The organism is Uliginosibacterium sp. 31-12 (assembly GCF_030548425.1).
Classification (GTDB): Bacteria; Pseudomonadota; Gammaproteobacteria; order Burkholderiales; family Rhodocyclaceae; genus Uliginosibacterium; species Uliginosibacterium aquaticum.
Window position 1 is genome coordinate 1,012,647 of record NZ_JAUOOA010000001.1, and the last position, 25,494, is coordinate 1,038,140.

The window sequence follows — 25,494 nt, forward strand, 5'->3', positions numbered from 1 at the left end:
CCAGATTTCCGAGTGATGAAGCCCCCGAGAAGCGCGACGAAACCCGCAAGCAGATTGAATCGCCCCGCGGCGAATCAGTGCACACGCCTCAAAATGAAAAATGCCGTTCACCTAAGTGAACGGCATTACCAGCAAACCGGGTCTTTCTCAAAGCATTGAGTATGGGCGGCCGTCCTTGGTATGTCCCTTGGCACCGCTGTGCAGGTCATAGACCTGACCGCGCAACGGGGGCTCCGGCGGCACGATCACCCAGCTGCGACTGCTCTGAGTGATCGGATCCACCGGCAACGCACGCAGGTAGCGCTTGTCAACAAGCTCGCCGAGTGAGTCTGGATAGCGGCCATTGTCGCCATAGAACTTGTCGATCACGTCACGCGTGACCTTCAGGTTTTCCATCAACACCGCATCCTTGGACCGATCCAGGCCGTCAAAGTAGCGCGGCACCGCGATGGTCAGCAGCAAAGCCAGAATGGCCATCGCCACGATCATCTCAATCAGGGTGAAACCCCGGCTTGCCGGGGCCGCGCGCTGCAAATCAGTCACTTGAACCACCAAACTTGCGGGAGCCATCGCCGTTGCTCACCGGCTGCACCACGATTTGCTGCACCGGCTGCTGGACCTGGGGAGAAGACTCGATCGAAGAACCACCCCCATCCCCCCCCTCACGACGGCCACGCAAGCTGCTCTGGGTGCCCGCATTGAAGCTGCGAGCATCCGCATCCAGCGTACGGTTCTGACGGACCAGGCGCGGCGTGATCGACAGCACGATTTCAGTCTTGCTCTCATCCGGGGAGTCAGAGCGGAATAAGCGCCCAAGAATAGGGATGTCTCCCAAGAGCGGCACCTTGCTGACCGTTTTCTTGTCGATATCCTGGATCAGGCCAGCGAGGATCTGGTTCTCGCCATCCTTGAGGCGAAGCACTGTTGACGCATTACGTGTACCAATGCGGTAGGCAACGATGCCCGCGGCTTTGTTCTCAACCGTGCTGGTAATGCTGGAAACCTCCAGATTCACCTTCATGGAAATTTCGTCGCCGGGAAAAATCTGCGGTTCAACCTCCAGCTTGAGACCCACATCGATATAGGTAATCGCCTGACTGACCACTCCTGTGGAGGTCGTATTGGAACTGATATTAGGCACCCGCTCACCAATCAAGATCTTGGCCTTTTCCTTGTTTTTGGCGCGAATACGAGGATTGGCCAGCAAATTGAGGCTATTGTCAGTGGCATTGAAATTAAGGGCGAGATCGCTCCCTAAGGTCATACCCAAGGAGCCCGGAGTCAAGCCCCAGAGATCACGCAGAGTCAGGGGGGTTGTACTGCTCGTCGTTCCAGAGCTCGTGGTTGAGACCGGAGAGGCGCTACGCGCAAGCGGCGTCAGGCTCACTGAAGTCGGCCAGGACACGCCAAGATTTTCCAGCTTGCCCTTGCTGACTTCAAGCACGGTCACTTCCAGCATCACTTCCGGTTCGGACTGATCGTGCATGGCCACCAGCTTCTCGGCCATGGCGATGGCTTCTGGCGTATCACGCACCACGATCATGTTGAGCTTTTCGTCCACGACCAGATTAGTGAAGCGCAACACCGTCTTCAAGCTATTGGCGACAAACTTCGCATCCGCGTTGAAGAGCTGGAAACTTCGCACCGTGAGGGCCTGATAGTCACGCTGCTTGTTGCTGTCGTCCATATAGACCAGCAGGGTGTTCTCATCGAGATTGCGCCAGGCGAGCCCACTGGTCATCACGATCTTTTCGATAGCAGAGCGAACCGTCGTATTGCGCAGATAGACCGTAGTCCGCAGGTCAGGCGAAACTTCGCGGTCGAAAATTACGTTGAGGCCGGAAGCCTTGCCAATCACATCGAAGAGCGAGCGCACGGTTGCATCACGAAATTCCAGCGTAACCCGGCGAGCCATCGGATCCTCCACCGCGACCGGAGCGGGAGTGGGTGCCAGAGGTGCTTGAACGGCAGGTGCGGCCGCGGCAAGTGAGGCAGCAGACATGGCATTGCCGCGCACAGCGGCAGTGCTACGCTCACGCACGGCCATGGCTGACGAAGCAGACGCCTGACTGCCGTTCGCAAACACTTGGGGCAACTCGCTCGTCACAGCGGAGCTTTGGGCCGACGAAGTGGAAAAAACTGAAGGCACGGCATTCGCCGCCTGCCCCGGAAGTGCAGTACCACCTGCTACGGCAGCTACCGATGCAGAAGAAGTGCTGCTGGCAACACTGGTAGAGGCGAGCACAGCAGGCGCAGCAAGTTTGCGTGCAGCGGGCACAGCTGACACATCCTGAGCATGCTGGACACGCTCCAACCCCTCATTGGCTTTACCGGCCTGGCCAGGAATTGCAGCCAGCTCGCGATAGGCGCTGCGTGCGTCCTCCCAACGCCCTTCATTCAGAGCTGACTCGGCACGACGCAAGGATTGCAGCGCATAGCGTTCGCGGGCAGCCAGCGTTGCGTTGTGCAGTTCGGCGTTATCGGGGTGATCCGCGCTGGCTCTTTGCAACGTCTGCCAAGCCGGGCCGTACTGACCTGCGGCGCTAAGAGCCTGGGCACGCTCCAGGCTCGACTGCACGCCGCTGGTGGCACAGGCCGCCAGCAGGCCGAACGCCAGGATGGCAGCCCCCTTGCGCAAATATCGGGAGGTGTTCATGTGCTCAATCTCTCTTGTCGCCATCGATCGGTATTACCAGCTCTGTCTTGTCCGTTTCACGCAACAGCCTCACTTCATTGCTGCTGACTTTCACGAGTTTGAAACCATCCGCCACCTCACCTTCACGCAAGGCCCAAGCCACACCATTGCGCTCAAGGAACACTTGCCAGCGCCCCGCTTCAAGCATGCGACCAATCAATATGAAAGGCTGCTCAGGTGGCGGCGGAGGGGGCGTATTTTCAGCTGGCGCTGGCGGGGGAGGAGCACTCCCGGTGCCACTGAAAAGATCAGTACTCCGCTGGCCTCTCTCAACCAGACCCATTCGCGCCCCCAAACGCTTGACCTGCCCAGGGCGAGCCTCTTCCGGCTCAGAAACAGCCTCTGCAGCCGGTGCTCCGGGAGAAGCCGAAGCAGGTGCAGAAATGCCACGCGAAGGCATGGCTACCTGCTCTTCCGGTGGCGTCTTGTCTCCAAACAAGGCAAGCCAGCCCGCTATGGCCAGCAGCGGAAGCATCAGCAGGAGACGCTGGCGCGAACTCATCGTGCGCCCCCCGTGACCGCCACCGGCTGCTGCCAGATGGAAAGCGAAATCTGCGCCTCAATGATGTTGTTGCCAGTCTGCTCGCGCTTGATGTTGAGCTGGTCTACCGATACGGAAGGCATCTGGCCGAGCATTTCACCCAGAAAGCGCTTCAGTGACGGATAGGAACCCTTGACCGGCATCGACACCTGCAGTTGCGAGAAGGCGCCGGCACCGTCAGCCTGCCGCCGCATATCAAGCTGGGCAACGCTCAGACCCGATTCGATCGCTTTCTGGTGAATCACGCGTAGCTGGGTCGGCGTCGCATCCTGCATCGCCAGCGTGTCGCGGAACAACTGCAGCGGGGGCACCTGTTGCTGCACGCTCAAACCACTGGGAGTCTGCCGGGCACGCTCCAGCTCTGCCTGTGCGGCCTGCAGACCGAGATACTGTGCCGGAAGCCAGACCAGCCCGGTCAGCAAGGCTGCCAACAGCGCAACCGCGGCCAGCGGTAAACGCCAGCCAAAGCGCCACAATGCAAGTTCAGCCTGCAGGCGCAGGTGCGCGGCAGAATCCAGATTGACGCGCTTCATTCCTGCCCCCTTGCCGGCGCCTTGCTCAAGGCGCGCGGCACCGCGTCGGCCTGCGGCATTTCAAACGTGAAGCGCCAGCCCTGACCATCACCACCACTTGCTTCCTGACGAGTCAGCGCAAGATTCTGGAATCCGGGTTCATTGCGCATGTCTTCAAGGTAATCCAGCGCTTCAGGCAGGCTTGCAGCCTGAACAATGATACGGAATGTGGAGCGAACCGGCCCCAGCTCGGCCGACATCAGGGCCACGTTCGGGCGCGCGCGGTGTTCGAGCGCTTCGAGAATATCGATCAAGGGGTAATCCATGATGCGGATCACGCCATTGATCGAATCCAGCATGTCTGGTGCGATCTGCTCCTGATGTCGGGCAGCCGAGCGCAAGGCATCCCGTTCCATGGCCAGCTCGGCCGCCTGCTGACGCAGTGCTCCGGCTTCGCGGGAGAAGCTGCTGCCGGCCACCAGACCCAACAAAGCCAGCGCGCCCCCCACCAGCACGGCCAGCGACCACTTCCGCGCAGAGCTGCGGTGCCCGCCGGTGCGAGAAGACGCAAATTCAATCTGCAGGGACTTCATCCGCGCACTCCCTGCAAAGCCAGCGTGCCGGCCTCAGAACGTACCGTGCGGCCAGCCTCCTCGTTCTGTTGCAGCATCAACAACCGCATGCCAGCCAGCTTGCTATCGGGCTCCAGTGGCGGCTCGATACCCAGCACGCACAGTACGGGCGGTGCCTCACCGCCAAGGCGCAGGATTTCGGCCTCCAGCAAATCTTCCAGACGCTCGACATCGACCACCTTGCTCAGCGGATGGCGGCGCACATGGACCACCTCACCCTCGGCAACCCGCGCTAGCAAAACGCCATGACGACCATACACAGCCACCCAGCATTCATCCGGAATCTGGCGCGCGAAAGCCCCCAACAAACGCACGGCAGAGGGCTGGATGGAACGCACGCGCCAGCCCTTGAGACCTGCGGCCTGCAGGGCATTGACGAGCTTTTCAGGCAAGGCGCAGACCAGAATCGCCCCAGTTGCGCGCCAGTCTGCCAGCATGCACCAGCCCTGCATGCTGACACCGAACAATGCCTCGAAACGCGTCGCGGCGAGCGCCTGGAGTTCTTCGAGGCGACTAACGCCTTCCGGCACGATGAAAATCCAGTAGCGGGCCCACTCATCCGCCACCGTTACCTGCAGATCCGCCCCACTGCCCTGCCCGATCTGGGCAGCCAGAGCTGCAATCGAGGGTCCCCAGTCTGCGCTGACAGCATGGGCCACGCCCGGCACATAGGCGTCCAGCGGTAGCGATGTGAGCGGGCGTCGGGAAGCGAGGTCAACTACCGTCATTTCCTTGCAGCCCAAGCCCAATCCGTAATGTTTACGCCGCGAGTGTGACACGACGTACCTCCTCAAGCGTGGTTTCGCCGGTCGCCACCAGGCTCAGCGCGTCCTCATACAGGCTTCGCGTACCGTTGCGGCGTGCGGCCTCAATAATCTGACGCACCGAGCGGCGCTCGACAATCAGTTCGGCAATTTCGGGATTCATCGTCAGCACCTCGGCCACCGCCTTGCGACCACGATAGCCAGAACCACGACAATCCCCGCAGCCACGCCCCTTCATGAACACGTAATCCTTCACCGCCTCCGCACTGAGGCTGGCATCGGCCAGTTCGGCATCCGTCGGCCGGTAGGGAACGGCACAATGCTTGCAGTTCAGGCGCACCAGGCGCTGGGCAATCACACCGTTCAGGGCCGAGACAAAGGAATACAGATCGACGCCGATGTGATGGAAACGCCCGAATACGTCATAAACGTTGTTGGCGTGCACCGTGGAGAGCACAAGGTGACCCGTAAGCGCAGACTGCACTGCAATCTCCGCAGTTTCCTTGTCACGAATTTCACCGACCATGATTTTGTCCGGGTCGTGACGCAGAATTGATCGCAGGCCACGCGCGAAGGTCAGGCCCTTCTTGTCGTTAACCGGGATCTGCAGGATACCCGGCAACTGGTATTCGACCGGATCCTCGATGGTGATGATCTTGTCGCGGCCGTGATTGATTTCAGAGAGAGCAGCATACAGCGTGGTGGTCTTGCCCGAGCCGGTCGGGCCGGTCACCAGCACCATGCCATACGGCTCCTGCACCAGGCGGCGCAAGGTTGCCAGGGTATCCGGGTCAAAACCGGCCGCATCCAGAGTCAGCCCGCCATGCGCCTCGACCATGGCCTGCTTGTCGAGAATCCGGATCACCGCATCCTCGCCGTGAATGCTGGGCATGATCGACACCCGCAGATCGATCTCACGCCCCATCGCCTCAACACGGAAGCTGCCATCCTGAGGCACGCGGCGCTCAGCAATATCAAGCTCCGATAAAACCTTGATACGTGAGATCACCTGCTCGGCCAGCGCCACGCCGGGCATGGTGGCCACCAGATCCAGCACCCCATCGATGCGGTATTTGGAAACCATGCCGTTCGGCGTGCTCTCCAGGTGAATGTCCGACACACCCTGGCGCAGCGCATCGTAGAGCGTGGAGTTGACCAGTTTCACTGCCGGGCTGGCCGCATCACTCACCGAAGCGAAGGTCAGACTCTCCAGTGTCTTGCCATCCACCGCCACGCCAGAATCCGTGGTGATCATGCTGTCGATGGCCCGGATCGACTCTTCCTGGCGCGAAAGATAGGCCTGGATGTCAGAGGGCAGTGCGAGGCGATAACGTAGCGCCCGGCCGGTACTGCTCTCCAGCCAGACCTGCAGATCCTCATCGAACGGATCAGACAGCACGGCCAGCACAGCCGTCGACTTGGCCGGATCACGCATCAGCACGCAGCCACGCTGCTGGGCCCGCCCCAGCGGCAGCAGATCAAAGGCCGGCTGCAGATCAAGCATGTGCGCCGTTTCGATGACCGGAAAATGGAAGTGGGCCGCAACGGCACGCAACACTTCGCGGGCGTCGAGTCCACTCATGGCCTCCAGCTCGGCAATCACCGGGCGCCCGGATTTCTGCGCAGAACTGCGCGCGAGTTTCAGGGTTTCAAGTTCGATCATGCTGTCATTCATTGCAGCGAGCCCGCCAGATCGAAGATCGGCATGTACAGCAGCACGATGATCACACCGATCACGCCGCCGATCATGGCCATCAATGCGGGCTCGAAGACCTTGGAAAAACGCTCGATCCAGCGGGCGCTCTCACCCTCGTAAAAATTCGCCGAGCGCATGAGCATCGCTCCGAGCTGACCGGAGCGCTCCCCCACACGCAGCATGCGCAAGGCGATCGGCGTCGACAGATCATGCTGCTCGAAAGCCTGCGACAGGCTCTCGCCACTCGAAATCTGGGCGCAAGCGCCTTTGAGCTTGAAACGGGTTTCGGCAGACACGGAAGTCTCCACCATCTCCATCGCCATCACGATCGGAATCCCGCCATCGAGCAGCATCCCCAGCGTGAGGTAAAGCCGCGACAACTCCAGAATCCGGGCCCGTTCACCGATGCCCGGAATCTTCTTGGCGAGTTGGGCCCAGCGGCCTTCACGCGAATTGCGCCGCACCATCCACACCAAGCCGCTCACCACCCCCAGCATGACGATGCCGACCAGCAGCGTGTGCTGCCCGAGGAGCTCCCCCCAGGACAGCAGCAAGCGCGACATCAAGGGCATCTCGCGACCACTGTCCTTGTACACGGCTGCGAACTTGGGCACCACGTAAGTCATCAGGAAGAGTCCAACCAGACCGCCCACCGAGAACAGAACCGCCGGGTAGATGGTGGCACTGATGATCTTGCTGCGAACCATGTCCAGACGCGTCTGGTAATCGATATAGCGGCGCAAGGCCTGAGCCAGATCACTGGTCCGCTCGGCAGCGCGCACGATGCCGATGAAGAGCGGCGGAAAGAACTCCGGTTGGGCAGCCACCGCATCGGAGAGCTTCGAGCCTTCGCGGATGCGGGCATTCAAGGCTTCCATCACGCTACGCGAAACCGGGGTAGTCTCCTTCTCGATCAGACCTTCCAGCGCTTCAACCAGGCTCAAGCCGGCTTCGAGCAGGGACAGCAACTCCTGGCTGAACATCACCAGCGAGAAGTTGCCACGCGCGCCACCGCTGCGAGCATGGCCACGGCTGCGCACGGTCACGATGCGCAGATTCTTCGCCTCTACGCTCTTGCGGGCGGCGAGCGCATCCACCGCCTCGACCAGCAAGGTCTGCAGGCGGTTATCCGACGAGAGGGCACGTACCTCGAACTGCACTTGGAGCCGACGCTAAAGCGCGGATCAGTTCAGGATATCGGCGGCGACATCCGTACCGCCAGGCTGACCATCGCTACCATAGGAAATGATGTCGAAGTCGCGCCCGCGAGTACCGGGAATCTTGTAGATATAAGTCTTGCCCCAGGGGTCCAGCGGAATCGCCTTGGCCAGATACGGACCATTCCAGGTCCGCACATCCACCGGCTTGGTGAGCAGGGCATTGAGCCCTTCAGCCGTGGTCGGGTAACGACCGGCATCCAGACGGAAGGTATCCAGCGCCTTGCCGAAAGCTTCAATCTGGGCCTTGGCCACGTTCTGCTCAGACTTCCCCAACTGCGAAAAATACTTCGGCCCCACATAGGCAGCCAGCAAGCCGATGATGGCCATCACGACCAGCAATTCCAGCAGGGTAAAACCAAGGTTGCGCATAGTGTGCGCGGCGCGCTTTGCGTGCTTCTGCTTCATGTTCTGCATCCTGTCGATGTTCTGTATTGTCTGCGGCCTGTACCGGCGGCTGTCTCCACCGGCGCTAGACTGCCACAAAGCTGCGCGACTTCCAATCGGCAGCGCACAAGGAATACCCCCCTTTGCCTGCCGCCCGTCGACTATTTGGCAACAAGGGGTTCGCCCGAGTGATGTGGCTGCATGTAAAGGTGTAACCTCTTTGTCGAAAGTAATAGATTTGCCAGCCATGCAGACCTCTGCCCGATCATCCCGTCCGACTCATCGCCTTGGCTTCAGCCTGATCGAAATGCTGATCTCGCTGGCCATTCTCGGCATGCTGGCGAGCATCGCGGTGCCGCTTGCCCAGGTGGCACTTCAGCGCAGCAAAGAGCAGGAACTGCGCCTGGCTTTACGCGAGATTCGCACCGCACTTGACGCCTACAAACTCGCCGCAGACCAGGGCATCATCCAGCGCGCCATCGACAGTAGCGGATACCCCAAGACTCTGGATGATCTCGTCATCGGAGCACCGGACCAGCGCAATGCGAGAGGCCAGAAGATTTTCTTCCTGCGCCGCATCCCGCGCGACCCTTTCAGCGCCGACCCCAGCCTGCCCAACGGCGCAACCTGGGGCCTGAGAGCCTATACCAGCGAAGCTAGTGATCCGCAGGAAGGCGTCGATGTATTCGACGTCTACAGCAAGGCGGAGGGCATGGGTCTGAATGGTGTGCTCTACCGCCAATGGTAAAGCCCCGCCCCCAAACCTCGGCCCGGCTTGCCGGCTTCACCTATATCGGCCTGCTGCTGGTGATCGCCGTCATCGGGCTGGCTGCGGGCAGTGCCATCCAGCTCGGAGCCATTTCCCAGCGCCGCCAGGTGGAAGACGAATTGATGTTCGTCGGCCTGCAATACAAGCGTGCGATCCGCAGTTACTTTGAAGCGGCCCCTCCAGGAGCCACGGCAGCAGCGCCTGCGCGCCTGGAAGACCTTCTGCGCGACCCACGCTTCCCGCAAGTCAAACGCCATATCCGTCGCCTTTATGCAGACCCCCTCACTGGCAAAAATGACTGGGTGTTGATTCGCACTCTCGATGGCCAGGGCATCCTTGGCGTACACAGTCGCTCCCCGGAAACCCCCATACGGGTGGATAACTTCCCGGACGAGTTCTTCCATTTCAAGGGCAAGAAGCGCTATGCGGACTGGGTGTTCGTCTATGGCGTGGTGTGTACCGATGCCGGCTGCGAGCTTGCGCCCTCCCAACGGGCAGAGTAAAAACCGCCAGCATTCATGTCGGATGAGACTAAAGCCCTGAAACGGCAGCCGTTCGTCGGAATGTTCGCGGTCTCACCCTGCCCTCCACAGCGCCCAGCCATTACAAAATTCTTCCATTGAACAATCTCGAGCGGCCCGGAAAGCGGCGCTTTGAAGACATCCGCATAGCCACTTCAATTCGCAATTGACAAACAACTAACGTGCGGTCAAACAACTCCGTTCCTTGACGCCAGCCCATTCGCATACCAGATTTCGTCTGCCCGCAATTCTCTATTCGCCTTCTGTGGCAAAGAAGTGACGGGTAACACAAGGAAGCTGAAGGCGGCAGCCGGGTATATCACCCGACTCACCGACTGCAGCCCAAACTCAAAAGATCTGGAGACATTCACATGTATAGCAAGCTTCTGTTGGGCCTCGTGCTCACCATCTCGGCGCTGACTGCGTCAGCTACTACAACCATTTCAGGCACCAAGGACTATGGTGGCGCAACGGTTGGCACGTCCTGCGACGGTCAGTCTGAAAGCCAGCAGCCGGTCTTCGTGCTAAAGGATGGCGCAGTGCTGAAAAACGTAGTCCTCAAGGCCGGGGCTGCGGCTGACGGCGTGCACTGCCTCGGCTCCTGCACCATCCAGGGCGTGAAATGGGCCGATGTCTGCGAAGACGCAGCCACCATGAAAGGCGGCTCCGGAAAAACCATGAATGTGGTCGGTGGCTCCGCTTACAAGGCCTCAGACAAGGTTTTCCAGCACAACGGCATCGGCTCCACCATCAAGATCAGCGGCTTTGCTGCGGACACTATCGGCAAGCTCTACCGCTCCTGCGGCAACTGCTCTTCCAACGGAGGCCCGCGCAAGGTCAGCATCAGCAGCACCAAGCTGGCCAATGTGTCGGCTTCGGTAGTGGGGGTAAACAGCAACTTCGGCGACGTGGCTACCATTCGCACGCTGCAGATCAAGGGCTACAAATCCGGCAGCCCTAAAGTGTGTGTCGAATACAAGGGCGTACAGAGTGGCTCAGAGCCGACCAGCCTGGGCGAAAAGTGGAACACCACCGCCTGTAACGTCAGCAAAACCGACGTAACCTCTTACTGAGCCATCTTGAATGCAGGCGCCTCACCGGCGCCTAGCACTCCGCAGGCCCGCCCTCGGCGGGCCTTTTAATTTTCTAGTCATCAGATTCGTACGCGACACCTCACCCGTTTTTCATCTAGGGACTTTCCCTTAATCAAAGCAACATCCGTTTAATTCCAAAGGAATTTTTTGCTGCTCTGCAGCACAAACACCTGCTGCAACAGAATGTAGCACTCTGCTCAGCCACCAAGGATTGGTGTATGGCCGGATCAAATGCCCCTCGCTGGCCCCATACCAAGGCTTTCAGTGGTTTTGCACGGCGCCCAGCCAAACGCCGCGTAGCGTGCCAACATTTAGTTTCAAAACCGACAAATGTTTCCGGTATCAAAACAAGTACAGCGCAAACTGAACTTATCTTGCTGAGCAGCATGTTACCGAGATCAATTCAGACCCTGCCTGATGCCTTAAGCATCCTTGACAGGGCTTTTGGCCTGAACCAGAGTGCCCTTCAGCTATTGACCAGATGCGCCCCGGATCGTGCAGCAGAAGGCGCCAGGCAATAGTCCTAATAATGAAGTTCATGCCTGGAGACAAACAACATGTACAGCAAACTCATCCTCGGTCTTGTGCTCGCCGTATCAACCCTGAGCGCATCGGCCACGACCACCATTTCCGGAACAGTTGATTACTCCGGAGCCACCGTCGGCACCTCTTGCGATGGTCAGTCCGAAAGCCAGCAACCGGTATTCGTTCTGGCGGCCGGAGCCACCATCAAAAACGTGGTCCTGAAGGCGGGCGCAGCCGCCGACGGCATTCATTGCCTGGGTAGCTGCAAGCTTGAAAACGTGAAGTGGGCCGACGTCTGTGAAGACGCAGCCACCATGAAAGGCGGCGCCGGCACCACCATGTATGTGAAAGGTGGTTCGGCCTACAACGCCAGCGACAAGGTATTCCAGCACAACGGTCTGGGCTCAACAGTGCAGATCTACGGTGGTTTCTACGGAGAGAACATCGGCAAGCTGTATCGCTCCTGTGGCAACTGCTCCACCAATGGCTCGGCTCGCTATGTCGTGATTGATAGCGTCAAGCTCAACACCGTGAATGCTGCCGTCGTAGGGATTAATACAAACTACGGCGACAAGGCAACAATCACCAACCTGCAGATCAAAGGCTACAAGTCCGGCAGCCCCAAGGTTTGCTACACCTACAAAGGCACCACCAGTGGAGAGCCGACCGCTATTGGCGAAAAGTGGAACACCAGCAACTGCGTGGTTTCCAGCAGCAACGTGACGTCTTACTGAGCTTTATCGCAGCAAGCAGGACCCCGCCCGCAGGCGGGGTCCTGCCGTTCTTCCGGGGCGTCTCTCACCACGGTGGCGAAGGCCTAGAATTTTCGATTCCAGCCCATCCCTGAGGCCACAGGCATGAAGCCGATCAAATCCAGGAAGCCCGCCGTAGCGGCCCCCCGCCCCTCGAAACAGGATGCGCTCGCAGCACCCTGGTTTGCCCAGGCATTGCAGCGTCATCGTGCCGGTGATCTGGGCGCAGCCGAGCCGCTCTATCAACAGGCCCTAAAACTGGCCCCCAAACATTTCGATGCACTCCACATGCTGGGGGTCTTGCACGCACAGCGCGGGGAACCAGCCCTCGCTGCACCACTGATCACCCAAGCGCTGCAACAGCAAGCACATGATGTAGCGGCACTCAACAATCTGGCCGGCGTGCTCAATCTGCTGCACCGTTTCGAGGAAGCCCTCGACTGTTTCGATCGCCTGCTGACACTCCAGCCTGACAATGCCGACGCCCATACCAGCCGCGCCGATGCGCTGCGTGGTCTCGAGCGCCACGCCGAATCCCTCGCCGCGGCTCATCAGGCCTTGAAACTCAAACCGAACCTTCTGCGCGCCCGGATAGCGCAGGCCAATGCCCTGCGACGCCTGAACAGGTTTGAAGAGGCACTGACCAGCCTCGATCGCGTACTTGAGCTGCGCGCAGATTATCCGGAGGCGCTGAACGACCGGGCCAACGTGCTCTTCGATCTGCGCCGCTTTGATGAAGCCCTGCATGCACTCGACGCTGCGCTGGCCTTGAGACCAGGGTATGCAGACGCCCTCTTTAACCGGGCCAACTGCCTGCGTGCCAGCGGCCGTTGCGAGGATGCCCTCGCCGCCTACGATGCGCTCCTCCTGCTGCAACCTGCACATGCCGAAGCACTCAATAATCGCGGTGCGGCTTGCGAAACCCTGGGTCGCTTTGAGGAAGCCATCGCCAGCTATCAACGCGCCCGCGAGGTTGAACCGCAGCATGTGATGGCCCACCTCAACGAAGGCCTGTGCCATCTGTTACGGGGTGATCTTGAAAGGGGTTGGCCGCTCTATCAATGGCGCTGGCAGGCACCAGAGGCGCGCCTCAATGACCGCCCCCTGCCCGCTCCGCGCTGGGATGGACAGACCTCACTTGCAGGACGAAGCATCCTGCTCCTGAGCGAGCAAGGCCTGGGAGATTGCCTGCAATTCTGCCGCTATGCCCGCCAGCTTGAGGCGCTCGGCGCACGCGTCATACTGGAAACCTGGCCACCACTGGCGAGGCTTCTGGCGCGGGCAGAAGGGGTAGCGGAAATTGCGCTGCGTGACGAGGTAAGACCCACGCCCGATTATTGCGTACCTCTGCTGGACCTGCCAGGTCTGCTCGGCAGCACACTTGAAAACCTGCCTCCGCCCGCACCTCTCACCGCAGACCTTACCCGGCGCCAGTACTGGCGGGACATGCTCGGCAAAATTGCCGCTTCCCAGCATCCCCGGATCGGTCTGGTTTTCTCCGGCAACCCGCGCCACAGCAACGATCACAAGCGCAGCATTGCACTGGCCAAGCTGCAAACCTTGCTGGAACATCCCGCCAACTGGCTGTGTCTACAGCCAGAGATTCGCGAGTCTGATCTTCCGGCCTTTGCCATCAGTGGCCTCAGCGATCTGCGCACAGAGCTGACAGATTTCGAGGAGACCGCGGCATTGATCAGCGAACTGGATCTGGTCATTACGGTGGACAGCTCGGTTGCCCATCTTGCGGCAAGCCTTGGCTGTCCAACCTGGCTGATGCTGCCGGCCAAGCCGGACTGGCGCTGGCTGCTAGGCCGTGCGGACAGCCCCTGGTATCCGTCCATGCGACTGTTCCGTCAGACTGTCCCAGACGACTGGAGTGGTGTGATTGAAGAGATCAGCGCCATCCTGCCAAGCTTCATCGCGGAACTCAGACCGCCCGCTGCAGCAGCAAGCTGACCCGTTCGCAAAGCATCGTCACCCACGCCTCCTGAAGCTCAGCCTCTGGGCGTGCGACATCAAGGGCCAATACCGTCAGGCGCTCGGCCGGCATGCCCAGCACGCAGGCCAGGCGAACTGCATCGACCAGACCGTGTCCATGGGAAGAGAGGCGCAGTGCGGCCTGTGGCAAATCGGCCACGCTGAGTTGATGCAGCGTGCCGGCGAGGCCGTCGCCGAGCAGCGCATCGATCACGATGGCACGCGGGGCTTCAAGCAGCAGCGGCGTGAGCTCGGCGGGCAGGCTGCAGGCGACGAGCTTCACCCGCCCGGGCAGGGCTTCATGACGCAAGGCCTCGATCACGGCCCAGCCGAAACGGTCCGCTCCGTGCGAGGAGCCGATGCCGGCGATGAGGGTTTCAGTCATTCGGATTCTTCGCGTGCGCATTCAGCGCCGTGGGCCTCGCTCCCACAAAATCAACTCGCGACCGGAGGCCGCTCCTGCTCGCGGCGCCCCACGCCCTACTCCCGATCCTCACGCGCGATTGACCTTGAGCTTGAGGAAGTGGGTGGAGCACGAGAGGCAGGGGTCGTAGTTGCGGATCACTTTTTCGCACAGTTCGCGCAGCGCTTCGTCCGGCTGATCGAGGCCGTAGTGCTCGACGGCCGAATGCAGGTTCTGCTCCAGCCGCGCCTGGTTCTGCGAGGTGGGCGGGATCATGCTGGCAGTCTTGACGCGGCCGTCGCGGTCGATCTCGAAGCGGTGGTAGATCATGCCGCGCGGCGCTTCGGTGCAGTGGTGGCCGATGCCGGGGCGCGGCGTGTAGTCCTGCCAGGGGCGGGTCGGCAGCTTGTAGTGCTGCAGGATGTCCAGCGTTTCGACGATGGCGAGGTGGCATTCCAGCGCGCGCGCGGCGACGTTCATGAACATGTTGCGCGAGGGGAAGGAGAGGCCCAGATCGTGCGAGAAATCCTGCACTTCCTGCGGCAGGCGATCGAAATTCAGATTCACGCGGGCCAGCGGGCCGAGGAAGTAGCTGCGCCCGTCCATCATCGAGTAGTGGGCGGTGGAGTGCTCCACCTGATGCTCATGGAAGTGCGCCGGGTATTGATCGAAGCCGATATCGAGCCCCTTGTCCGACACCAAGCGGCCTTCGTTGATGCCGTATTCCTGCGGATGGCGAATGGCGACGCTGACAAAGTCCTGCTCATCCACCGGGCGCGGCAGGCTCACCGCCCAAGCGGCGAATTCGCGCACGGCATCGCGCGCGGCGAGCAGCTTGTCGACCAGATCGGCCACTTCGTGCTTGGGTGGCGCACGATGGAAGCCCCCCACGCGCAGGCCGATGGGGTGCACCGAGCGGCCGCCGAGCAGGCGCAGCATGTCGTTGCCCAGCCCCTGCAGCAGCATGCCGCGCTTGACCTCTTCGGGATAGCGCGTGGCCATCTGCAAGGCATCGGCATAGCCGAGGAAATCCGGCGCGGCGAAGAGGTTGATGTGCAGCGCGTGGCTCTGCAGCCATTCGCCGTAGTAGATCACCCGGCGCATGGCATGCACCCAGGGATCTTCGACCACGCCGAAGATGGATTCCATCGCCCGGATGGATGTCATCTGGTAGGCAATCGGGCAGACGCCGCAAACCCGAGCGGCGATGTGCGGCACTTCGGTGTAGTCCTGCCCCTCGAGGAATTTTTCGAACAAGCGCGGCGGCTCGAAAATGCGCAGCTGGAGTTGCTCGATGCGGCCATCGCGCGCGGTGAATTCGAGCGAGCCTTCGCCTTCCACGCGGGTCAGCAGCGGCACCTGGATGTCGATATCGCGTTTCGGATCAAGTGTTGTCATCGCTTACTCTTCCATCCAGGGTTCGGAGCAGAACAATTTGGCGGCATCACTGAAAGCGGGCGACGCGTTGTTGATCGAGGCAAACTTGCGCAGCACCTGCTCCTGCGACAGGCCCAGCCCCATCAGGCGTCGGCCAAAGCTGCCGACGTTGATGTTCTCGGCCGGGCCGTAGCAGGTGTAGCACGGCGCGCCGAAGCTCGGGCACAACGCGCCGCAGCCGGTACGCGTCACCGGCCCCATGCAGGCCGCGCCCTGCGTGACCAGAATGCAGTTGTTGCCGCGCCGTTTACATTCCTGACAGACCTTCTCGCGCAGGTTCGGCGGCGTCACGCCAAACAGGAAGGCACGCACCGCCGCCAGCATCTGGCGCACGCTGACCGGGCAGCCCCATAGCTCGAAATCCACCTTCACGTAGTTGGCAATCGCGCCAGAGGACGACAGCGAGTGGATGAACTCGGGCTTGGCATACACCGAGCGCATCCATTCGGCCGTGTCGGCATTGTTGCGCAGGGCCTGGATGCCGCCGGAGGTGGCGCAGGCGCCCATGGTGATGAGGAAGCGACTGTGCTCGCGGATCTTCTTGAGGCGCTCCACATCATGCGGCGTGGTGATCGAGCCCTCGACGAAGGCAATGTCCATATCCTCGTCTTCGGACAGCACATGGCCCACCTCGGCCATGTGGGCGATATCGACCAGCTTGGTCAGCTCGATCAGCTCGGCCCCCATGTTCACGAAGGCCAGCTGGCAGCCGGAGCAGGAGGCGAACTTGTGAATCGCGACACGCGGTTTGGCGCTCATCTCAATACCCCTTCACGCGCATGAGCTCGGCGACCTGCGGCCAGGTGAAGATCGGCCCGTCCTTGCAAACGAAATGCTGGCCGAGCTGACAATGGCCGCAATGCCCCACGGCGCACTGCATGTTGCGCTCCAGTGAAACATGGATGCTCCCGCCCGGCACACCGAGATCGACCAGGGTGCGCGAGGTGTCGGCCATCATCTGGTCCGGCCCGCACATCATCACCACGCAGTTCTGCTTGTCATACTGCGCTTCATCGAGCAGCACGCTGACCCGGCCGAGATGCCAGTGCGGCCAGCGCGTCTTGTCGCGCGAGGCGGTGAGCAGCACTTGCGTATCCGGCAGGCTGCGCCATTCGTCGTACTGCGGCTCCCACAAGCCTTCGTTGCGGTGGCGCACGGACTGCATGATCACCAGCCGGCCGTAGTCCGCGCGATTGGCCACCACATGCTTGATGGACGAAGTGACCGGCGCGCAGCCGAGTCCGGCGGTGACGAAAACGATGTCCTTGCCGCGCGCCACTTCCAGCGGCCAGGCGCTGCCGAAGGGGCCACGCACGCCGATGTGGTCACCAATCTTCAGCTCCATCATCGCGCGGGTCACGCGGCCGACGGCGCGGATCGTGTGCAGCAGCTCTTCGCCTTCATTGGACATGACCGAGATCGCCACCTCACCCACGCCATACAGGTAGAGCATGTTGAACTGGCCGTGCTTGAAGCCGTACTGGCGTGCCACTTCGCGATCGGTGAAGCGCAGCCGCCAGGTGAAGATGTCGGGCGTTTCCTGGATGCGGTCGACGATCTCGGCTTCCCAGGGGAGATAAGGATTCGCGGGTTTCACTCGGCGGCCTCCGATCCATCCACATGCGGCAGTTCCGCCTCGGGTGCTGCTGCCAGGCCCAGCAGCACATTGGCCTCCAGCACGAAATCGATGCCGGCCGGGCACCAGGTGGTGCAGCGCCCGCAGCCGGTGCAGCCGATGCGGCCGTACTGCGGCACCCAGTTGAAGAGCTTGTGCGTCATCCACTGGCGATAGCGCTCGCGGGTGCCGTGGCGCACCACCTCGCCGACAATGTAGCTGTGGTCTTCGTTGAAGCAGGAATCGGCGTCACGCCAGTGCTCGGTGCTCTTGCCGTCGAGCGCCGGCACTTCGAATTCGCGGTGGCAGAAACAGGTCGGGCACACCGCTGTGCAGTTGCCACAGGACAGGCAACGCTCGGCGATACGCGTCCAGCGGGCATCTTCGAGCAGCGCGTCCAGTTGCTGAAGGTGTTGCTGCGATGGCAGGACGCGCTGCTGCTGCCGCGCGCAGGCTTCGCTTTGCTCGGCGGCCTCGGTCTGCTGCGCCGCGCCGGCTTGCTGTAGCGGCAGATCGGCCGCAATCATGGCTCCGCGCTCGCTGCCCACGCGTAGCAAATAGCCCTCTTCCAGCTCGTCCAGCAGCAGGTCATAACCCTCGCGCGCCACGGGGCCATCGCCAGTGGAAGCGCAGAAACAGGTGGCGGCCGCATGGGTGCAATTGACGGCCACCAACAGCAGACGCTCGCGCCGCGCCTTGTAATAAGGATCCACATAGGTGCCCTGCAGGAAATGGGCGTCCTGCAGCTCAAGTGCGGCGAGGTCGCAGGCGCGCACGCCGAGGATGGCGGTCTTGGCGGCCTCACGCTCGACCGCCTCGAAATGCACCCGCCCCTCCTTGCGCATCGCGCGCCAGAGTTTTTCACGCGGCGCATACAGATAGGGCTTGATGGCAGAGGCGGTATTGACCCAGGCAAAGCAGCGCGGGGAATTCGTTTTCGTCAGGCGGTAATGACCGGGGGCCTGACTGTCCCGCACGCCCTGCGGCAGATCCTCCACGCCATCGATCTCACGATACACAAGGCCGCCCTGACCGGTCTCCTCGCGCGGGCCGATCAGCCGGTAGCCTGCCGCCCGGATCGCACTGAACAACGTGGGCAGATCGGCGCGGTGCAGGTAACGCATGTCACTCATGGTCATGCTCCCGAAAGTGCTTGCACTCCTCTTTATCGGCAGCCCCGACGGATGCAGCAAGCCCTATCGGGAAGGCCTTTGATTTGATCGTAAATGCCTGTTCATAATTGCTTCGCCGGATATGCCCATCCGGACTGAAGGGCTTTAGGGTCTGTTGACATACATTCGGCGAATCGCGTTGAAACGTATGGCTTGTGGGACAAGGCGTGCAACACAGTGTGGAGTGGGCCTCCACACAAGGAGCGCAACACAGTGCCACGAGCCATACGCTTCAACCCTCAGGGCTCGGGCGCCTTGAGCGCGGCCGACGAATGTATGCAACAGCCCCTCAGGGAGACAGGGATGTGCCTCGGCGTACCCATGAAGATCGTCAGTCTCCACGGCGAGCGCGCCTTCGCCGAGGCGCTGGGCGTGCGCCGTGAAATCGGCCTGAGCCTGCTACCCCAGCCCTGGCCAGACCCAGGCGACTATGTGATGGTGCATGTCGGCTATGCCATCGAGCGCGTGGATGCCACCCTGGCTGAGGAATCACACACTTTGTGGCAGGCCATGGAGGCGGGTCGCGATGCATGAACTTGCGCTGTGCCGCGCCCTGATTACCTGTGCCGAGCGCGAGCTGGCAAAACACCCCGGTCGCCAGTTGCGCGCATTGCAGGTCAGCGTCGGCGCCCTCTCGGGTTGCGAGCCGGATCTGCTGGCACACCTCTTTCCGCACGCAAGCCCCTATACGTCAGCGGCTGGCGCCAAGCTCGAAATTACCTTTCAGCCCGCGCGCGTGCGCTGTACGCGCTGTGGCCAGGAGGCCGAAGTCGCGCCCAGCGCCCTGTGCTGTCCGGCCTGTGGCAGCCCGGCGGTACAACTGATTGCCGGGGATGGGGTGTTATTGACCAGCCTGACCCTGCGCGAGGATGCCCATGTGCAATGAATGCGGTTGCGGCCTGCCTTACTCGCCTGCGGCACGCAAGCAGCGCCTGCCTGCCGAGGCTCTCTCGCATGAAACCGTGATCGCTGTGCGCGAATCATTGTTTGGTGCCAACGAAGCGATAGCGGCGCAGAACCGGGCAGACTTCCGCCACCATGGCGTGCTGGTGCTCAATCTGATGTCCAGCCCCGGCAGCGGCAAGACGGCTTTGCTCGAAGCCCTGATCCCGCGCTTGCCACTACGCTGTGCAGTACTGGTCGGCGATCTGGAAACAGACAACGATGCTCGCCGCATTGCCTGTACCGGCGCGCCAACAATCCAGATCACCACCGGGCAGGCCTGTCATCTGGATGCAGCGATGATCCGAGCAGCACTGCCGCAGCTACATCTGAACACCATCGATATCCTCTTCATCGAGAATGTGGGCAATCTAGTCTGCCCGGCGAGTTTCGATCTGGGTGAGGCAAAACGCATCGCCCTGCTCTCGGTCTGTGAGGGGGACGACAAGCCCGCCAAATACCCAGGTCTGTTCCACAAGGCCAATCTGATGCTGATCACCAAGGCCGATCTGTTGCCGCATCTGCCCCAGTTCGACCCCGCGCGCAGTGAAGCCTGCCTGCGTCAGCTCGCCAGTTCAGCCCCCTGCCTGACCCTCTCAAGCCTGCAGCCCGACAGTCTCGTGCCGCTGCAGGACTGGATCCTCCGCGAACACACTGCGGGCCGTCTGGCGCATGTCTGGAAACCAGCATGAACGCCCGCGACACGCTGGCCCGCATCCAAGCCCTGCCCGCCCCGCCCCACCCGATCCGGGTGCTCAATGTGTGTGGCGGGCATGAGCGCAGCATTACCGAACTGGGCCTGCGCAGCCTGCTGCCGAACTGGGTGCAACTGATCCCGGGGCCCGGCTGCCCGGTCTGCGTCTGCCCCGAGGAAGCCATTCACCAGGCGATCCAGATGGCCTTGCTGCACCCGCTCACCCTCGTCGCCTTTGGTGACATGCTGCGCGTGCCGGTCAATGTGCATAAGGGTGAAGCCAACTCCCTCGCTGCCGCTCGCGCACAGGGCGCGGACATCCGCCCGATCGCCTCGCCGCTTGAGGTCATCGCCCTCGCGCGTAGCCTCGCACCGCGCCCGCTGGTGTTCTTCGTCGCCGGCTTCGAGACCACTCTGGCCCCGGTCGCAGCGATGCTGGCCGAGGCAGATCTGCCTGCCAACCTGTTCCTGCTGCTGGCCGGTCGCCGCACCTGGCCGGCCGTGGAATTCCTGTTGCAAGCGGGTAGCAGCTTTGAAGCGATGATCGCGCCGGGCCATGTCGCCGCCATCATGGGGGCGAACGAATGGCGCTTCGTCGCCAAGAAATACGCCCTGCCAGTGGCCGTTTCCGGCTTTGCGGCCGACAGCCTGCTCGCCGGATTGCACACGGTTCTGCATCACGCGCTGCAGCACGAAGCAGCGCTGGACAACGCCTATCCAGCCGTCGTGAAAGCCGACGGCAATCCGCAGGCGCAAACCCTGCTCGCCAAAGCCTTCGACATAGTCGATGCCCCCTGGCGCGGCATCGGCAGTATCCCGGCTTCCGGCTACCGTCTGACATCCCAGCACGCGGCGCGTGACGCCTCGCTGCAGTTCCCGGTCGCCATCAACGGCCACAAACGCAGCGGCCAGATGCCCGCCGGTTGTGATTGCGCCGCCGTACTGCTGGCCCACAAACGTCCCAGCGAATGCCGGCTGTATGGCCGCGCCTGCACACCGGAGTCACCGATCGGGCCCTGTATGGTCTCCGACGAAGGGGCCTGCCACATCTGGTGGCGGGCCGGCGAACGCGTTGCCACCGCATGAGCTTGCAGCGACGCCATCTGACCCTCAGCGGCATCGTGCAAGGCGTCGGCTTTCGCCCCTTCGTGCACCGCCTCGCACATGAGTTGAGCCTGGGGGGATGGGTGCAGAACCGGTCCGGCCAAGTGCAGATCGAAATCGAGGGCTTGGCTGACACTCTCGATAGCTTCAGTCTGCGCTTGATCAAGGAAGCGCCCCCGCTAGCCAAGCCGCAGATTCTGGAAAACACCCGGCAAGCCATCGCTCAGAGTCGCCGTGATTTCGTCATTCTCGCCAGCCACACAGAAGATGCGCCCGACATCCATCTGCCAGCGGACACTCATCTGTGTGCCGACTGCCGTCGCGAGTTGTTTGACCCGGCCAACCGCCGCTTCCGCTACCCCTTCATCAACTGCACCCAGTGCGGCCCACGCTACACCTTGATCGCCGAACTCCCCTACGACCGCGAGCGCACCAGCATGGCGAGTTTTCCGCTGTGCCCTGCCTGCCGCGCGGAATATGAGAACCCGGCCGAGCGGCGCTTTCATGCCGAACCGCTGGCCTGCCCGGTCTGCGGCCCGCAACTGCGCTGGCACGACGAGACCGGTGAAGCTGCCCTGCAGGCCGCGCTCAGCGCCCTGCGCGAGGGGCAGATCATTGCGGTGCGCGGCGTTGGTGGCTATCACCTGATGTGCGATGCGCGCAATGCAACCACTGTCACCCGCCTGCGCGCGCGCAAGCAACGCCCGGCGCGCCCTTTCGCGCTGCTCTTCGACGAATGTGGCGAAGATGGCAACGCCATGCTGAACGAATACCTTGCGCCTAACCCTGGCGAACTAGCCCTGCTGCACAGCCCGCAACGCCCCATCGTGCTGATCGAAGCCTGCGCCCACCACGCACTGGCCGCTGGCATCGCGCCGGGCATGCGACGCATCGGTGCGATGCTGCCCCACTCGCCCCTGCAAGCCTTGCTGGCGGCAGACTTTGGCGCACCTCTGGTCGCCACCTCCGGCAATCTCTCAGGCGAGCCGATCTGCCTCGACCCTGCCGATGCCGAAGCTCGCTTAGGCCGGATTGCCGACGGCTTCCTGCATCACGACCGCCCGATCCTGCGCCCGGCGGAAGACAGCGTGTGGCAATGCGCAGCTACGCCCATGCCGATCCGCCTCGGACGGGGCGAAGCGCCTCAGGAATGGCAACTGCCGGGACGACTGGCGCAGCCCACGCTGGCGCTGGGCGGCGAGCAGAAGGTCTGCATCGCGCTGGGCTGGGAAGACCGTGCCGTGATCTCGCCCCACATCGGCGATCTCGATCATCCCGAAAGCATGGCCTGGCTGGCGCGCGTGGTTGCGGACTTCAGCCGCCTGTACCGAGTGACGCCCGAACGCATCGCACTCGATGCCCATCCGCACTACCGCAGCCACCAGCATGCCGTGACCAGCGCGTTGCCACTGCACGAGATCTGGCATCACCATGCCCACGCCAGCGCGCTCGCCGCCGAGCATCCACAGATCAAAAACTGGCTGACATTCACTTGGGATGGAGTAGGCCTCGGGCCGGACGGCCAGCTATGGGGTGGCGAAGTCTTGCTTGGCGTACCGGGGCACTGGCAGCGCGTAGCCAGCCTGCGCCCCTTCCGTTTGCCCGGCGGCGAGGCCGCCAGCCGCGAGTGCTGGCGCAGCGCGGCCGGCTTATTCTGGGAGGCAGGCCTGTCCTGCCCGCCCTGGCATCCACAACTCGAACTCCTGAGACAGGCCTGGCAAGGCGGCTTGAACAGTCCGTCCACGTCTGCCATCGGTCGCGTCTTCGACGCCGCCGCAGCCATCCTCGGCGTATGTACCCAAGCCAGCTTCGAGGGCGAAGCACCGATGCGTCTGCAGGCGCTGGCCGAATCCGTCAGTGAGGGGCCGCTCTGGCCGATCCACTGGCAAACCGAAGCGGGGCTCTGGCTGCTCGACTGGCAAGCCTGGCTTGCCGGCCTGCGCGATCTGCAGATCCCCGTTGCCGCGAGGGCCTGGGCATTGCACGACGCCTTGGCTCGCGCGGCCGCTGAACTCATCTTTCTACTTGCCTTGCCCGGCGAAACCGCCATCGGCGGCTGCGGTGGCGTGTTCCAGAACAGGCTGCTGACCGAGCGCCTGCAAGATCATCTCGGCGCGCGCCCCCTCCTCCTCCCGCAGCGCCAACCACCGAACGATGCCGGTCTGGCCCTAGGCCAGCTCATGGAAATCCTTGCGAAAGATTGCGCATGAAAGACATCCATATCCAGCTCGCTCACGGCAACGGCGGCCGTCTGATGCGCGAGCTGCTCGAAACCCTGATATTCCCGGCGCTAGGCTGCCGTGAAGCCTTCACAGACGCCAGCCCTCTGGCGCCGGACAAGCGCATTCCACTCATGACCAGCGACAGCTTCACCGTGCAACCGCTGGAGTTTCCCGGCGGCAATATCGGCAGCCTTGCGGTGCATGGCACGCTCAATGATCTGGCGGTCTCCGGTGCCGAGCCGGCAGCGCTGACCCTCAACCTGGTCATTGAAGAAGGCTTCGCTGTCGACACGCTGCACCGCCTGCTCGAATCCGCCGGTGCGGCAGCGCGTGCAGCCAACGTGCCGATTGTCGGTGGCGACACCAAGGTAGTGCCGCGCGGCCAGGGCAGTGGTCTGGTGATCGCGAGCACCGGCCTGGGCTGGCGCGACGCCAGCTGCGCGCTGGACATCCGCAGCGTACAGCCGGGCGATGCAGTGCTGGTCAGCGGCCCGCTGGGCGATCACGGCGCCACCGTGCTGATGGCACGCGAAGCTTTTGGCCTCTTCAGCGAATTGCAGTCTGACGCCTGCTGCGTACTGCCGCTGGCTCGTGCCGTACGCGACTTGCCAGGCCTGCGCTTCATGCGCGACCCCACGCGGGGTGGCCTCGCCAGCGTGCTGCATGAAATCCTGCATGCCAGCAGCTGTGGCAGCGAACTGAACGAGGCCGTCATTCCCCTGCGCCCTGAGGTCAGCGGCGTCTGCCAACTGCTCGGCTTCAACCCGCTGCAACTGGCCTGCGAAGGGCGCGTCGTGGCTATCGTCGCGGCGGAGTCAGCCAATGAAGTGCTGGCGCGCTGGCAGGCCCTGCCTGAAGGCCAGTCGGCCACCCATATTGGTCATCTCACCGCGGATGAACACGTCATCCTGCGCACCCCGCTCGGCGGACAGCGCTATCTGGACGAACTCGCCGATGACCCACTGCCGCGCATCTGCTGAACCACCCTCAGCGCGCAGGAATCTTGAACCTTATATCGCAGCATGAATCACATGGCTCTGCCGCCTCGTGGTTTCCGCCATCACGGTGATGCGCTAAGCTGACGAAGTCCTGAAACAGGAAACAACAACATGTCTGACACGCCCCCCGACTCCATCACTCATCGCTACGTTCCGGTTTCGGAGAAAATCCGCAGCCGCATCCAGCAGGCGCAGCAGCGCTTTCATGCCAATGACAATATCTCCGCCTTCATCGAGCCCGGCGAGCTGGACGCGCTGCTCGACGAGGTCGAAGAAAAAATGAAGGCCGTGCTCGAAAGCCTGGTGATCGACACCCGTAGCGATCACAACACCCAGGACACCGCGCGCCGCGTGGCCAAAATGTATCTGACTGAGGTGTTTCGCGGCCGTTACCTGCCAGCGCCGCCGGTCACCGAATTTCCCAATGCCGAGCACCTCAACGAGCTGATGATCGTCGGCCCAATCACCGTACGCAGCGCCTGCTCCCACCACTTCTGCCCGATCATGGGCCGGCTGTGGATCGGCATCATGCCCAACGAGCATTCGAACCTGATCGGCCTGTCAAAATACGCCCGGCTCGCCGAATGGATCATGAGCCGTCCGCAAATCCAGGAAGAAGCCATCACCCAGGTTGCCAATCTGCTGATGGACAAGGTCAGCCCGGACGGCCTCTCGGTAGTGATGGAAGCGGATCACTTCTGCATGCACTGGCGCGGCGTGAAGGACAGTGACACCAAAATGATTAACAGCGTGATGCGCGGCGTCTTTCTCAAGGATGCCTCGCTGCGCCGCGAATTCCTCTCACTCATCAACCTCAAGAACTGA

General features: G+C 62.1%; 26 protein-coding genes. 12 read left to right on the plus strand and 14 right to left on the minus strand.

The genetic code is table 11. The features are described from left to right. Window positions 1–147: 147 nt before the first annotated feature. From Q3Y64_RS04955 to gspG, 9 genes are all read right to left on the minus strand, one after another. A complete protein-coding gene (locus tag Q3Y64_RS04955; protein WP_254048278.1) occupies window positions 148–543 on the minus strand; it encodes a type II secretion system protein in 396 nt (131 codons plus the stop codon). Then, complete coding sequence (locus Q3Y64_RS04960) at window positions 536–2,656, minus strand: secretin N-terminal domain-containing protein (RefSeq protein ID WP_303560334.1); 2,121 nt, start codon at window positions 2,654–2,656, stop codon at window positions 536–538. Before Q3Y64_RS04960 ends, Q3Y64_RS04955 begins: the two co-directional genes overlap by 8 nt. Window positions 2,657–2,660: 4 nt before the next feature. Beyond that, window positions 2,661–2,843: a hypothetical protein gene (locus Q3Y64_RS04965; protein WP_303560335.1), complete on the minus strand. Its 183-nt coding sequence runs from the start codon at window positions 2,841–2,843 to the stop codon at window positions 2,661–2,663. A gap of 350 nt (window positions 2,844–3,193) precedes the next feature. Further along, window positions 3,194–3,769: a type 4a pilus biogenesis protein PilO gene (pilO, locus tag Q3Y64_RS04970; RefSeq protein WP_303560336.1), complete on the minus strand. Its 576-nt coding sequence runs from the start codon at window positions 3,767–3,769 to the stop codon at window positions 3,194–3,196. Next, entirely contained in the window at window positions 3,766–4,341 is a 576-nt protein-coding gene (locus Q3Y64_RS04975) for a hypothetical protein (protein ID WP_101943942.1), read from the minus strand. Before Q3Y64_RS04975 ends, pilO begins: the two co-directional genes overlap by 4 nt. Continuing rightward, window positions 4,338–5,108: a hypothetical protein gene (locus tag Q3Y64_RS04980; RefSeq protein ID WP_143707450.1), complete on the minus strand. Its 771-nt coding sequence runs from the start codon at window positions 5,106–5,108 to the stop codon at window positions 4,338–4,340. The genes Q3Y64_RS04975 and Q3Y64_RS04980 overlap by 4 nt, the downstream gene beginning before the upstream one ends. Window positions 5,109–5,139: 31 nt before the next feature. Beyond that, window positions 5,140–6,807 (minus strand): GspE/PulE family protein, encoded by a 1,668-nt coding sequence (locus Q3Y64_RS04985; protein ID WP_216821778.1) that lies wholly within the window; start codon window positions 6,805–6,807, stop codon window positions 5,140–5,142. Between the two features lie 8 nt (window positions 6,808–6,815). Then, window positions 6,816–8,000: a type II secretion system F family protein gene (locus Q3Y64_RS04990; protein WP_303560337.1), complete on the minus strand. Its 1,185-nt coding sequence runs from the start codon at window positions 7,998–8,000 to the stop codon at window positions 6,816–6,818. A gap of 24 nt (window positions 8,001–8,024) precedes the next feature. Continuing rightward, window positions 8,025–8,465 carry a type II secretion system major pseudopilin GspG gene (gene gspG / locus Q3Y64_RS04995; RefSeq protein WP_101944041.1) on the minus strand — a complete coding sequence of 147 codons (441 nt, stop codon included), beginning with the start codon at window positions 8,463–8,465 and terminating at the stop codon, window positions 8,025–8,027. Between the two features lie 226 nt (window positions 8,466–8,691). Here gspG and Q3Y64_RS05000 point away from each other — a divergent pair, with 226 nt between their 5' ends. The 5 genes from Q3Y64_RS05000 to Q3Y64_RS05020 all read left to right on the plus strand — a co-directional run bounded on the left by Q3Y64_RS05000 (window position 8,692) and on the right by Q3Y64_RS05020 (window position 14,061). Then, window positions 8,692–9,192 carry a type II secretion system protein gene (locus tag Q3Y64_RS05000; RefSeq protein WP_101943949.1) on the plus strand — a complete coding sequence of 167 codons (501 nt, stop codon included), beginning with the start codon at window positions 8,692–8,694 and terminating at the stop codon, window positions 9,190–9,192. Further along, entirely contained in the window at window positions 9,186–9,716 is a 531-nt protein-coding gene (locus Q3Y64_RS05005; RefSeq protein ID WP_303560338.1) for a type II secretion system protein, read from the plus strand. Before Q3Y64_RS05000 ends, Q3Y64_RS05005 begins: the two co-directional genes overlap by 7 nt. A gap of 389 nt (window positions 9,717–10,105) precedes the next feature. Then, window positions 10,106–10,807, plus strand: a complete 702-nt coding sequence (locus Q3Y64_RS05010) for a pectate lyase (RefSeq protein ID WP_101943952.1) — start codon at window positions 10,106–10,108, stop codon at window positions 10,805–10,807. A 578-nt stretch (window positions 10,808–11,385) separates the two neighbouring features. After that, complete coding sequence (locus tag Q3Y64_RS05015) at window positions 11,386–12,087, plus strand: pectate lyase (protein WP_101943954.1); 702 nt, start codon at window positions 11,386–11,388, stop codon at window positions 12,085–12,087. 123 nt (window positions 12,088–12,210) lie between these two features. Then, window positions 12,211–14,061 carry a tetratricopeptide repeat protein gene (locus Q3Y64_RS05020; RefSeq protein WP_303560339.1) on the plus strand — a complete coding sequence of 617 codons (1,851 nt, stop codon included), beginning with the start codon at window positions 12,211–12,213 and terminating at the stop codon, window positions 14,059–14,061. Here Q3Y64_RS05020 and Q3Y64_RS05025 read toward each other — a convergent pair. The 5 genes from Q3Y64_RS05025 to Q3Y64_RS05045 all read right to left on the minus strand — a co-directional run bounded on the left by Q3Y64_RS05025 (window position 14,033) and on the right by Q3Y64_RS05045 (window position 18,670). After that, window positions 14,033–14,467: a hydrogenase maturation protease gene (locus Q3Y64_RS05025; protein ID WP_303560340.1), complete on the minus strand. Its 435-nt coding sequence runs from the start codon at window positions 14,465–14,467 to the stop codon at window positions 14,033–14,035. The genes Q3Y64_RS05020 and Q3Y64_RS05025 overlap by 29 nt on opposite strands. Window positions 14,468–14,575: 108 nt before the next feature. Beyond that, the gene (locus Q3Y64_RS05030) at window positions 14,576–15,883 is read right to left on the minus strand and encodes a Ni/Fe hydrogenase subunit alpha (RefSeq protein ID WP_303560341.1); all 1,308 of its coding nucleotides are present in this window, start codon (window positions 15,881–15,883) and stop codon (window positions 14,576–14,578) included. Between the two features lie 3 nt (window positions 15,884–15,886). Continuing rightward, the gene (locus Q3Y64_RS05035; RefSeq protein ID WP_303560342.1) at window positions 15,887–16,681 is read right to left on the minus strand and encodes a sulfhydrogenase subunit delta; all 795 of its coding nucleotides are present in this window, start codon (window positions 16,679–16,681) and stop codon (window positions 15,887–15,889) included. 1 nt (window position 16,682) lies between these two features. Next, window positions 16,683–17,519: an FAD/NAD(P)-binding protein gene (locus Q3Y64_RS05040; RefSeq protein WP_303560343.1), complete on the minus strand. Its 837-nt coding sequence runs from the start codon at window positions 17,517–17,519 to the stop codon at window positions 16,683–16,685. Continuing rightward, complete coding sequence (locus tag Q3Y64_RS05045) at window positions 17,516–18,670, minus strand: 4Fe-4S dicluster domain-containing protein (protein ID WP_303560344.1); 1,155 nt, start codon at window positions 18,668–18,670, stop codon at window positions 17,516–17,518. Before Q3Y64_RS05045 ends, Q3Y64_RS05040 begins: the two co-directional genes overlap by 4 nt. Before the next feature lie 342 nt (window positions 18,671–19,012). Here Q3Y64_RS05045 and Q3Y64_RS05050 point away from each other — a divergent pair, with 342 nt between their 5' ends. The 7 genes from Q3Y64_RS05050 (at window position 19,013) to folE (ending at window position 25,494) form a co-directional block, all read left to right on the plus strand. Further along, complete coding sequence (locus Q3Y64_RS05050; protein WP_101943973.1) at window positions 19,013–19,243, plus strand: HypC/HybG/HupF family hydrogenase formation chaperone; 231 nt, start codon at window positions 19,013–19,015, stop codon at window positions 19,241–19,243. Continuing rightward, window positions 19,236–19,595 carry a hydrogenase maturation nickel metallochaperone HypA gene (locus Q3Y64_RS05055; RefSeq protein ID WP_303560345.1) on the plus strand — a complete coding sequence of 120 codons (360 nt, stop codon included), beginning with the start codon at window positions 19,236–19,238 and terminating at the stop codon, window positions 19,593–19,595. The genes Q3Y64_RS05050 and Q3Y64_RS05055 overlap by 8 nt, the downstream gene beginning before the upstream one ends. Further along, window positions 19,585–20,343 carry a hydrogenase nickel incorporation protein HypB gene (gene hypB, locus Q3Y64_RS05060; protein ID WP_303560346.1) on the plus strand — a complete coding sequence of 253 codons (759 nt, stop codon included), beginning with the start codon at window positions 19,585–19,587 and terminating at the stop codon, window positions 20,341–20,343. The genes Q3Y64_RS05055 and hypB overlap by 11 nt, the downstream gene beginning before the upstream one ends. After that, a complete protein-coding gene (hypD, locus tag Q3Y64_RS05065; protein ID WP_303560347.1) occupies window positions 20,340–21,431 on the plus strand; it encodes a hydrogenase formation protein HypD in 1,092 nt (363 codons plus the stop codon). Before hypB ends, hypD begins: the two co-directional genes overlap by 4 nt. Next, window positions 21,428–23,659 carry a carbamoyltransferase HypF gene (gene hypF / locus Q3Y64_RS05070; RefSeq protein ID WP_303560348.1) on the plus strand — a complete coding sequence of 744 codons (2,232 nt, stop codon included), beginning with the start codon at window positions 21,428–21,430 and terminating at the stop codon, window positions 23,657–23,659. The genes hypD and hypF overlap by 4 nt, the downstream gene beginning before the upstream one ends. Further along, complete coding sequence (hypE, locus tag Q3Y64_RS05075; protein ID WP_303560349.1) at window positions 23,656–24,651, plus strand: hydrogenase expression/formation protein HypE; 996 nt, start codon at window positions 23,656–23,658, stop codon at window positions 24,649–24,651. The genes hypF and hypE overlap by 4 nt, the downstream gene beginning before the upstream one ends. A gap of 129 nt (window positions 24,652–24,780) precedes the next feature. After that, window positions 24,781–25,494 carry a GTP cyclohydrolase I gene (gene folE, locus Q3Y64_RS05080; protein ID WP_303560350.1) on the plus strand — a complete coding sequence of 238 codons (714 nt, stop codon included), beginning with the start codon at window positions 24,781–24,783 and terminating at the stop codon, window positions 25,492–25,494.

Excerpts from the sequence above, each read along its gene's own strand:
- hypF (WP_303560348.1), top strand. The coding sequence starts at position 21,428 with ATGAGCTTGCAGCGACGCCATCTGACCCTCAGCGGCATCGTGCAAGGC.
- Q3Y64_RS05005 (WP_303560338.1), top strand. The coding sequence starts at position 9,186 with ATGGTAAAGCCCCGCCCCCAAACCTCGGCCCGGCTTGCCGGCTTCACC.
- Q3Y64_RS04985 (WP_216821778.1), bottom strand. The coding sequence starts at position 6,807 with ATGATCGAACTTGAAACCCTGAAACTCGCGCGCAGTTCTGCGCAGAAA.
- folE (WP_303560350.1), top strand. The coding sequence starts at position 24,781 with ATGTCTGACACGCCCCCCGACTCCATCACTCATCGCTACGTTCCGGTT.
- Q3Y64_RS04960 (WP_303560334.1), bottom strand. The coding sequence starts at position 2,656 with ATGAACACCTCCCGATATTTGCGCAAGGGGGCTGCCATCCTGGCGTTC.
- Q3Y64_RS05015 (WP_101943954.1), top strand. The coding sequence starts at position 11,386 with ATGTACAGCAAACTCATCCTCGGTCTTGTGCTCGCCGTATCAACCCTG.
- Q3Y64_RS04965 (WP_303560335.1), bottom strand. The coding sequence starts at position 2,843 with ATGCTTGAAGCGGGGCGCTGGCAAGTGTTCCTTGAGCGCAATGGTGTG.
- hypD (WP_303560347.1), top strand. The coding sequence starts at position 20,340 with ATGAACGCCCGCGACACGCTGGCCCGCATCCAAGCCCTGCCCGCCCCG.
- Q3Y64_RS05045 (WP_303560344.1), bottom strand. The coding sequence starts at position 18,670 with ATGAGTGACATGCGTTACCTGCACCGCGCCGATCTGCCCACGTTGTTC.
- Q3Y64_RS05035 (WP_303560342.1), bottom strand. The coding sequence starts at position 16,681 with ATGAGCGCCAAACCGCGTGTCGCGATTCACAAGTTCGCCTCCTGCTCC.
- Q3Y64_RS05050 (WP_101943973.1), top strand. The coding sequence starts at position 19,013 with ATGTGCCTCGGCGTACCCATGAAGATCGTCAGTCTCCACGGCGAGCGC.
- hypB (WP_303560346.1), top strand. The coding sequence starts at position 19,585 with ATGTGCAATGAATGCGGTTGCGGCCTGCCTTACTCGCCTGCGGCACGC.
- Q3Y64_RS05020 (WP_303560339.1), top strand. The coding sequence starts at position 12,211 with ATGAAGCCGATCAAATCCAGGAAGCCCGCCGTAGCGGCCCCCCGCCCC.
- Q3Y64_RS05010 (WP_101943952.1), top strand. The coding sequence starts at position 10,106 with ATGTATAGCAAGCTTCTGTTGGGCCTCGTGCTCACCATCTCGGCGCTG.
- Q3Y64_RS05025 (WP_303560340.1), bottom strand. The coding sequence starts at position 14,467 with ATGACTGAAACCCTCATCGCCGGCATCGGCTCCTCGCACGGAGCGGAC.
- Q3Y64_RS05000 (WP_101943949.1), top strand. The coding sequence starts at position 8,692 with ATGCAGACCTCTGCCCGATCATCCCGTCCGACTCATCGCCTTGGCTTC.
- Q3Y64_RS05055 (WP_303560345.1), top strand. The coding sequence starts at position 19,236 with ATGCATGAACTTGCGCTGTGCCGCGCCCTGATTACCTGTGCCGAGCGC.
- Q3Y64_RS04975 (WP_101943942.1), bottom strand. The coding sequence starts at position 4,341 with ATGAAGTCCCTGCAGATTGAATTTGCGTCTTCTCGCACCGGCGGGCAC.
- hypE (WP_303560349.1), top strand. The coding sequence starts at position 23,656 with ATGAAAGACATCCATATCCAGCTCGCTCACGGCAACGGCGGCCGTCTG.
- Q3Y64_RS04980 (WP_143707450.1), bottom strand. The coding sequence starts at position 5,108 with ATGACGGTAGTTGACCTCGCTTCCCGACGCCCGCTCACATCGCTACCG.
- Q3Y64_RS05030 (WP_303560341.1), bottom strand. The coding sequence starts at position 15,883 with ATGACAACACTTGATCCGAAACGCGATATCGACATCCAGGTGCCGCTG.
- pilO (WP_303560336.1), bottom strand. The coding sequence starts at position 3,769 with ATGAAGCGCGTCAATCTGGATTCTGCCGCGCACCTGCGCCTGCAGGCT.
- gspG (WP_101944041.1), bottom strand. The coding sequence starts at position 8,465 with ATGAAGCAGAAGCACGCAAAGCGCGCCGCGCACACTATGCGCAACCTT.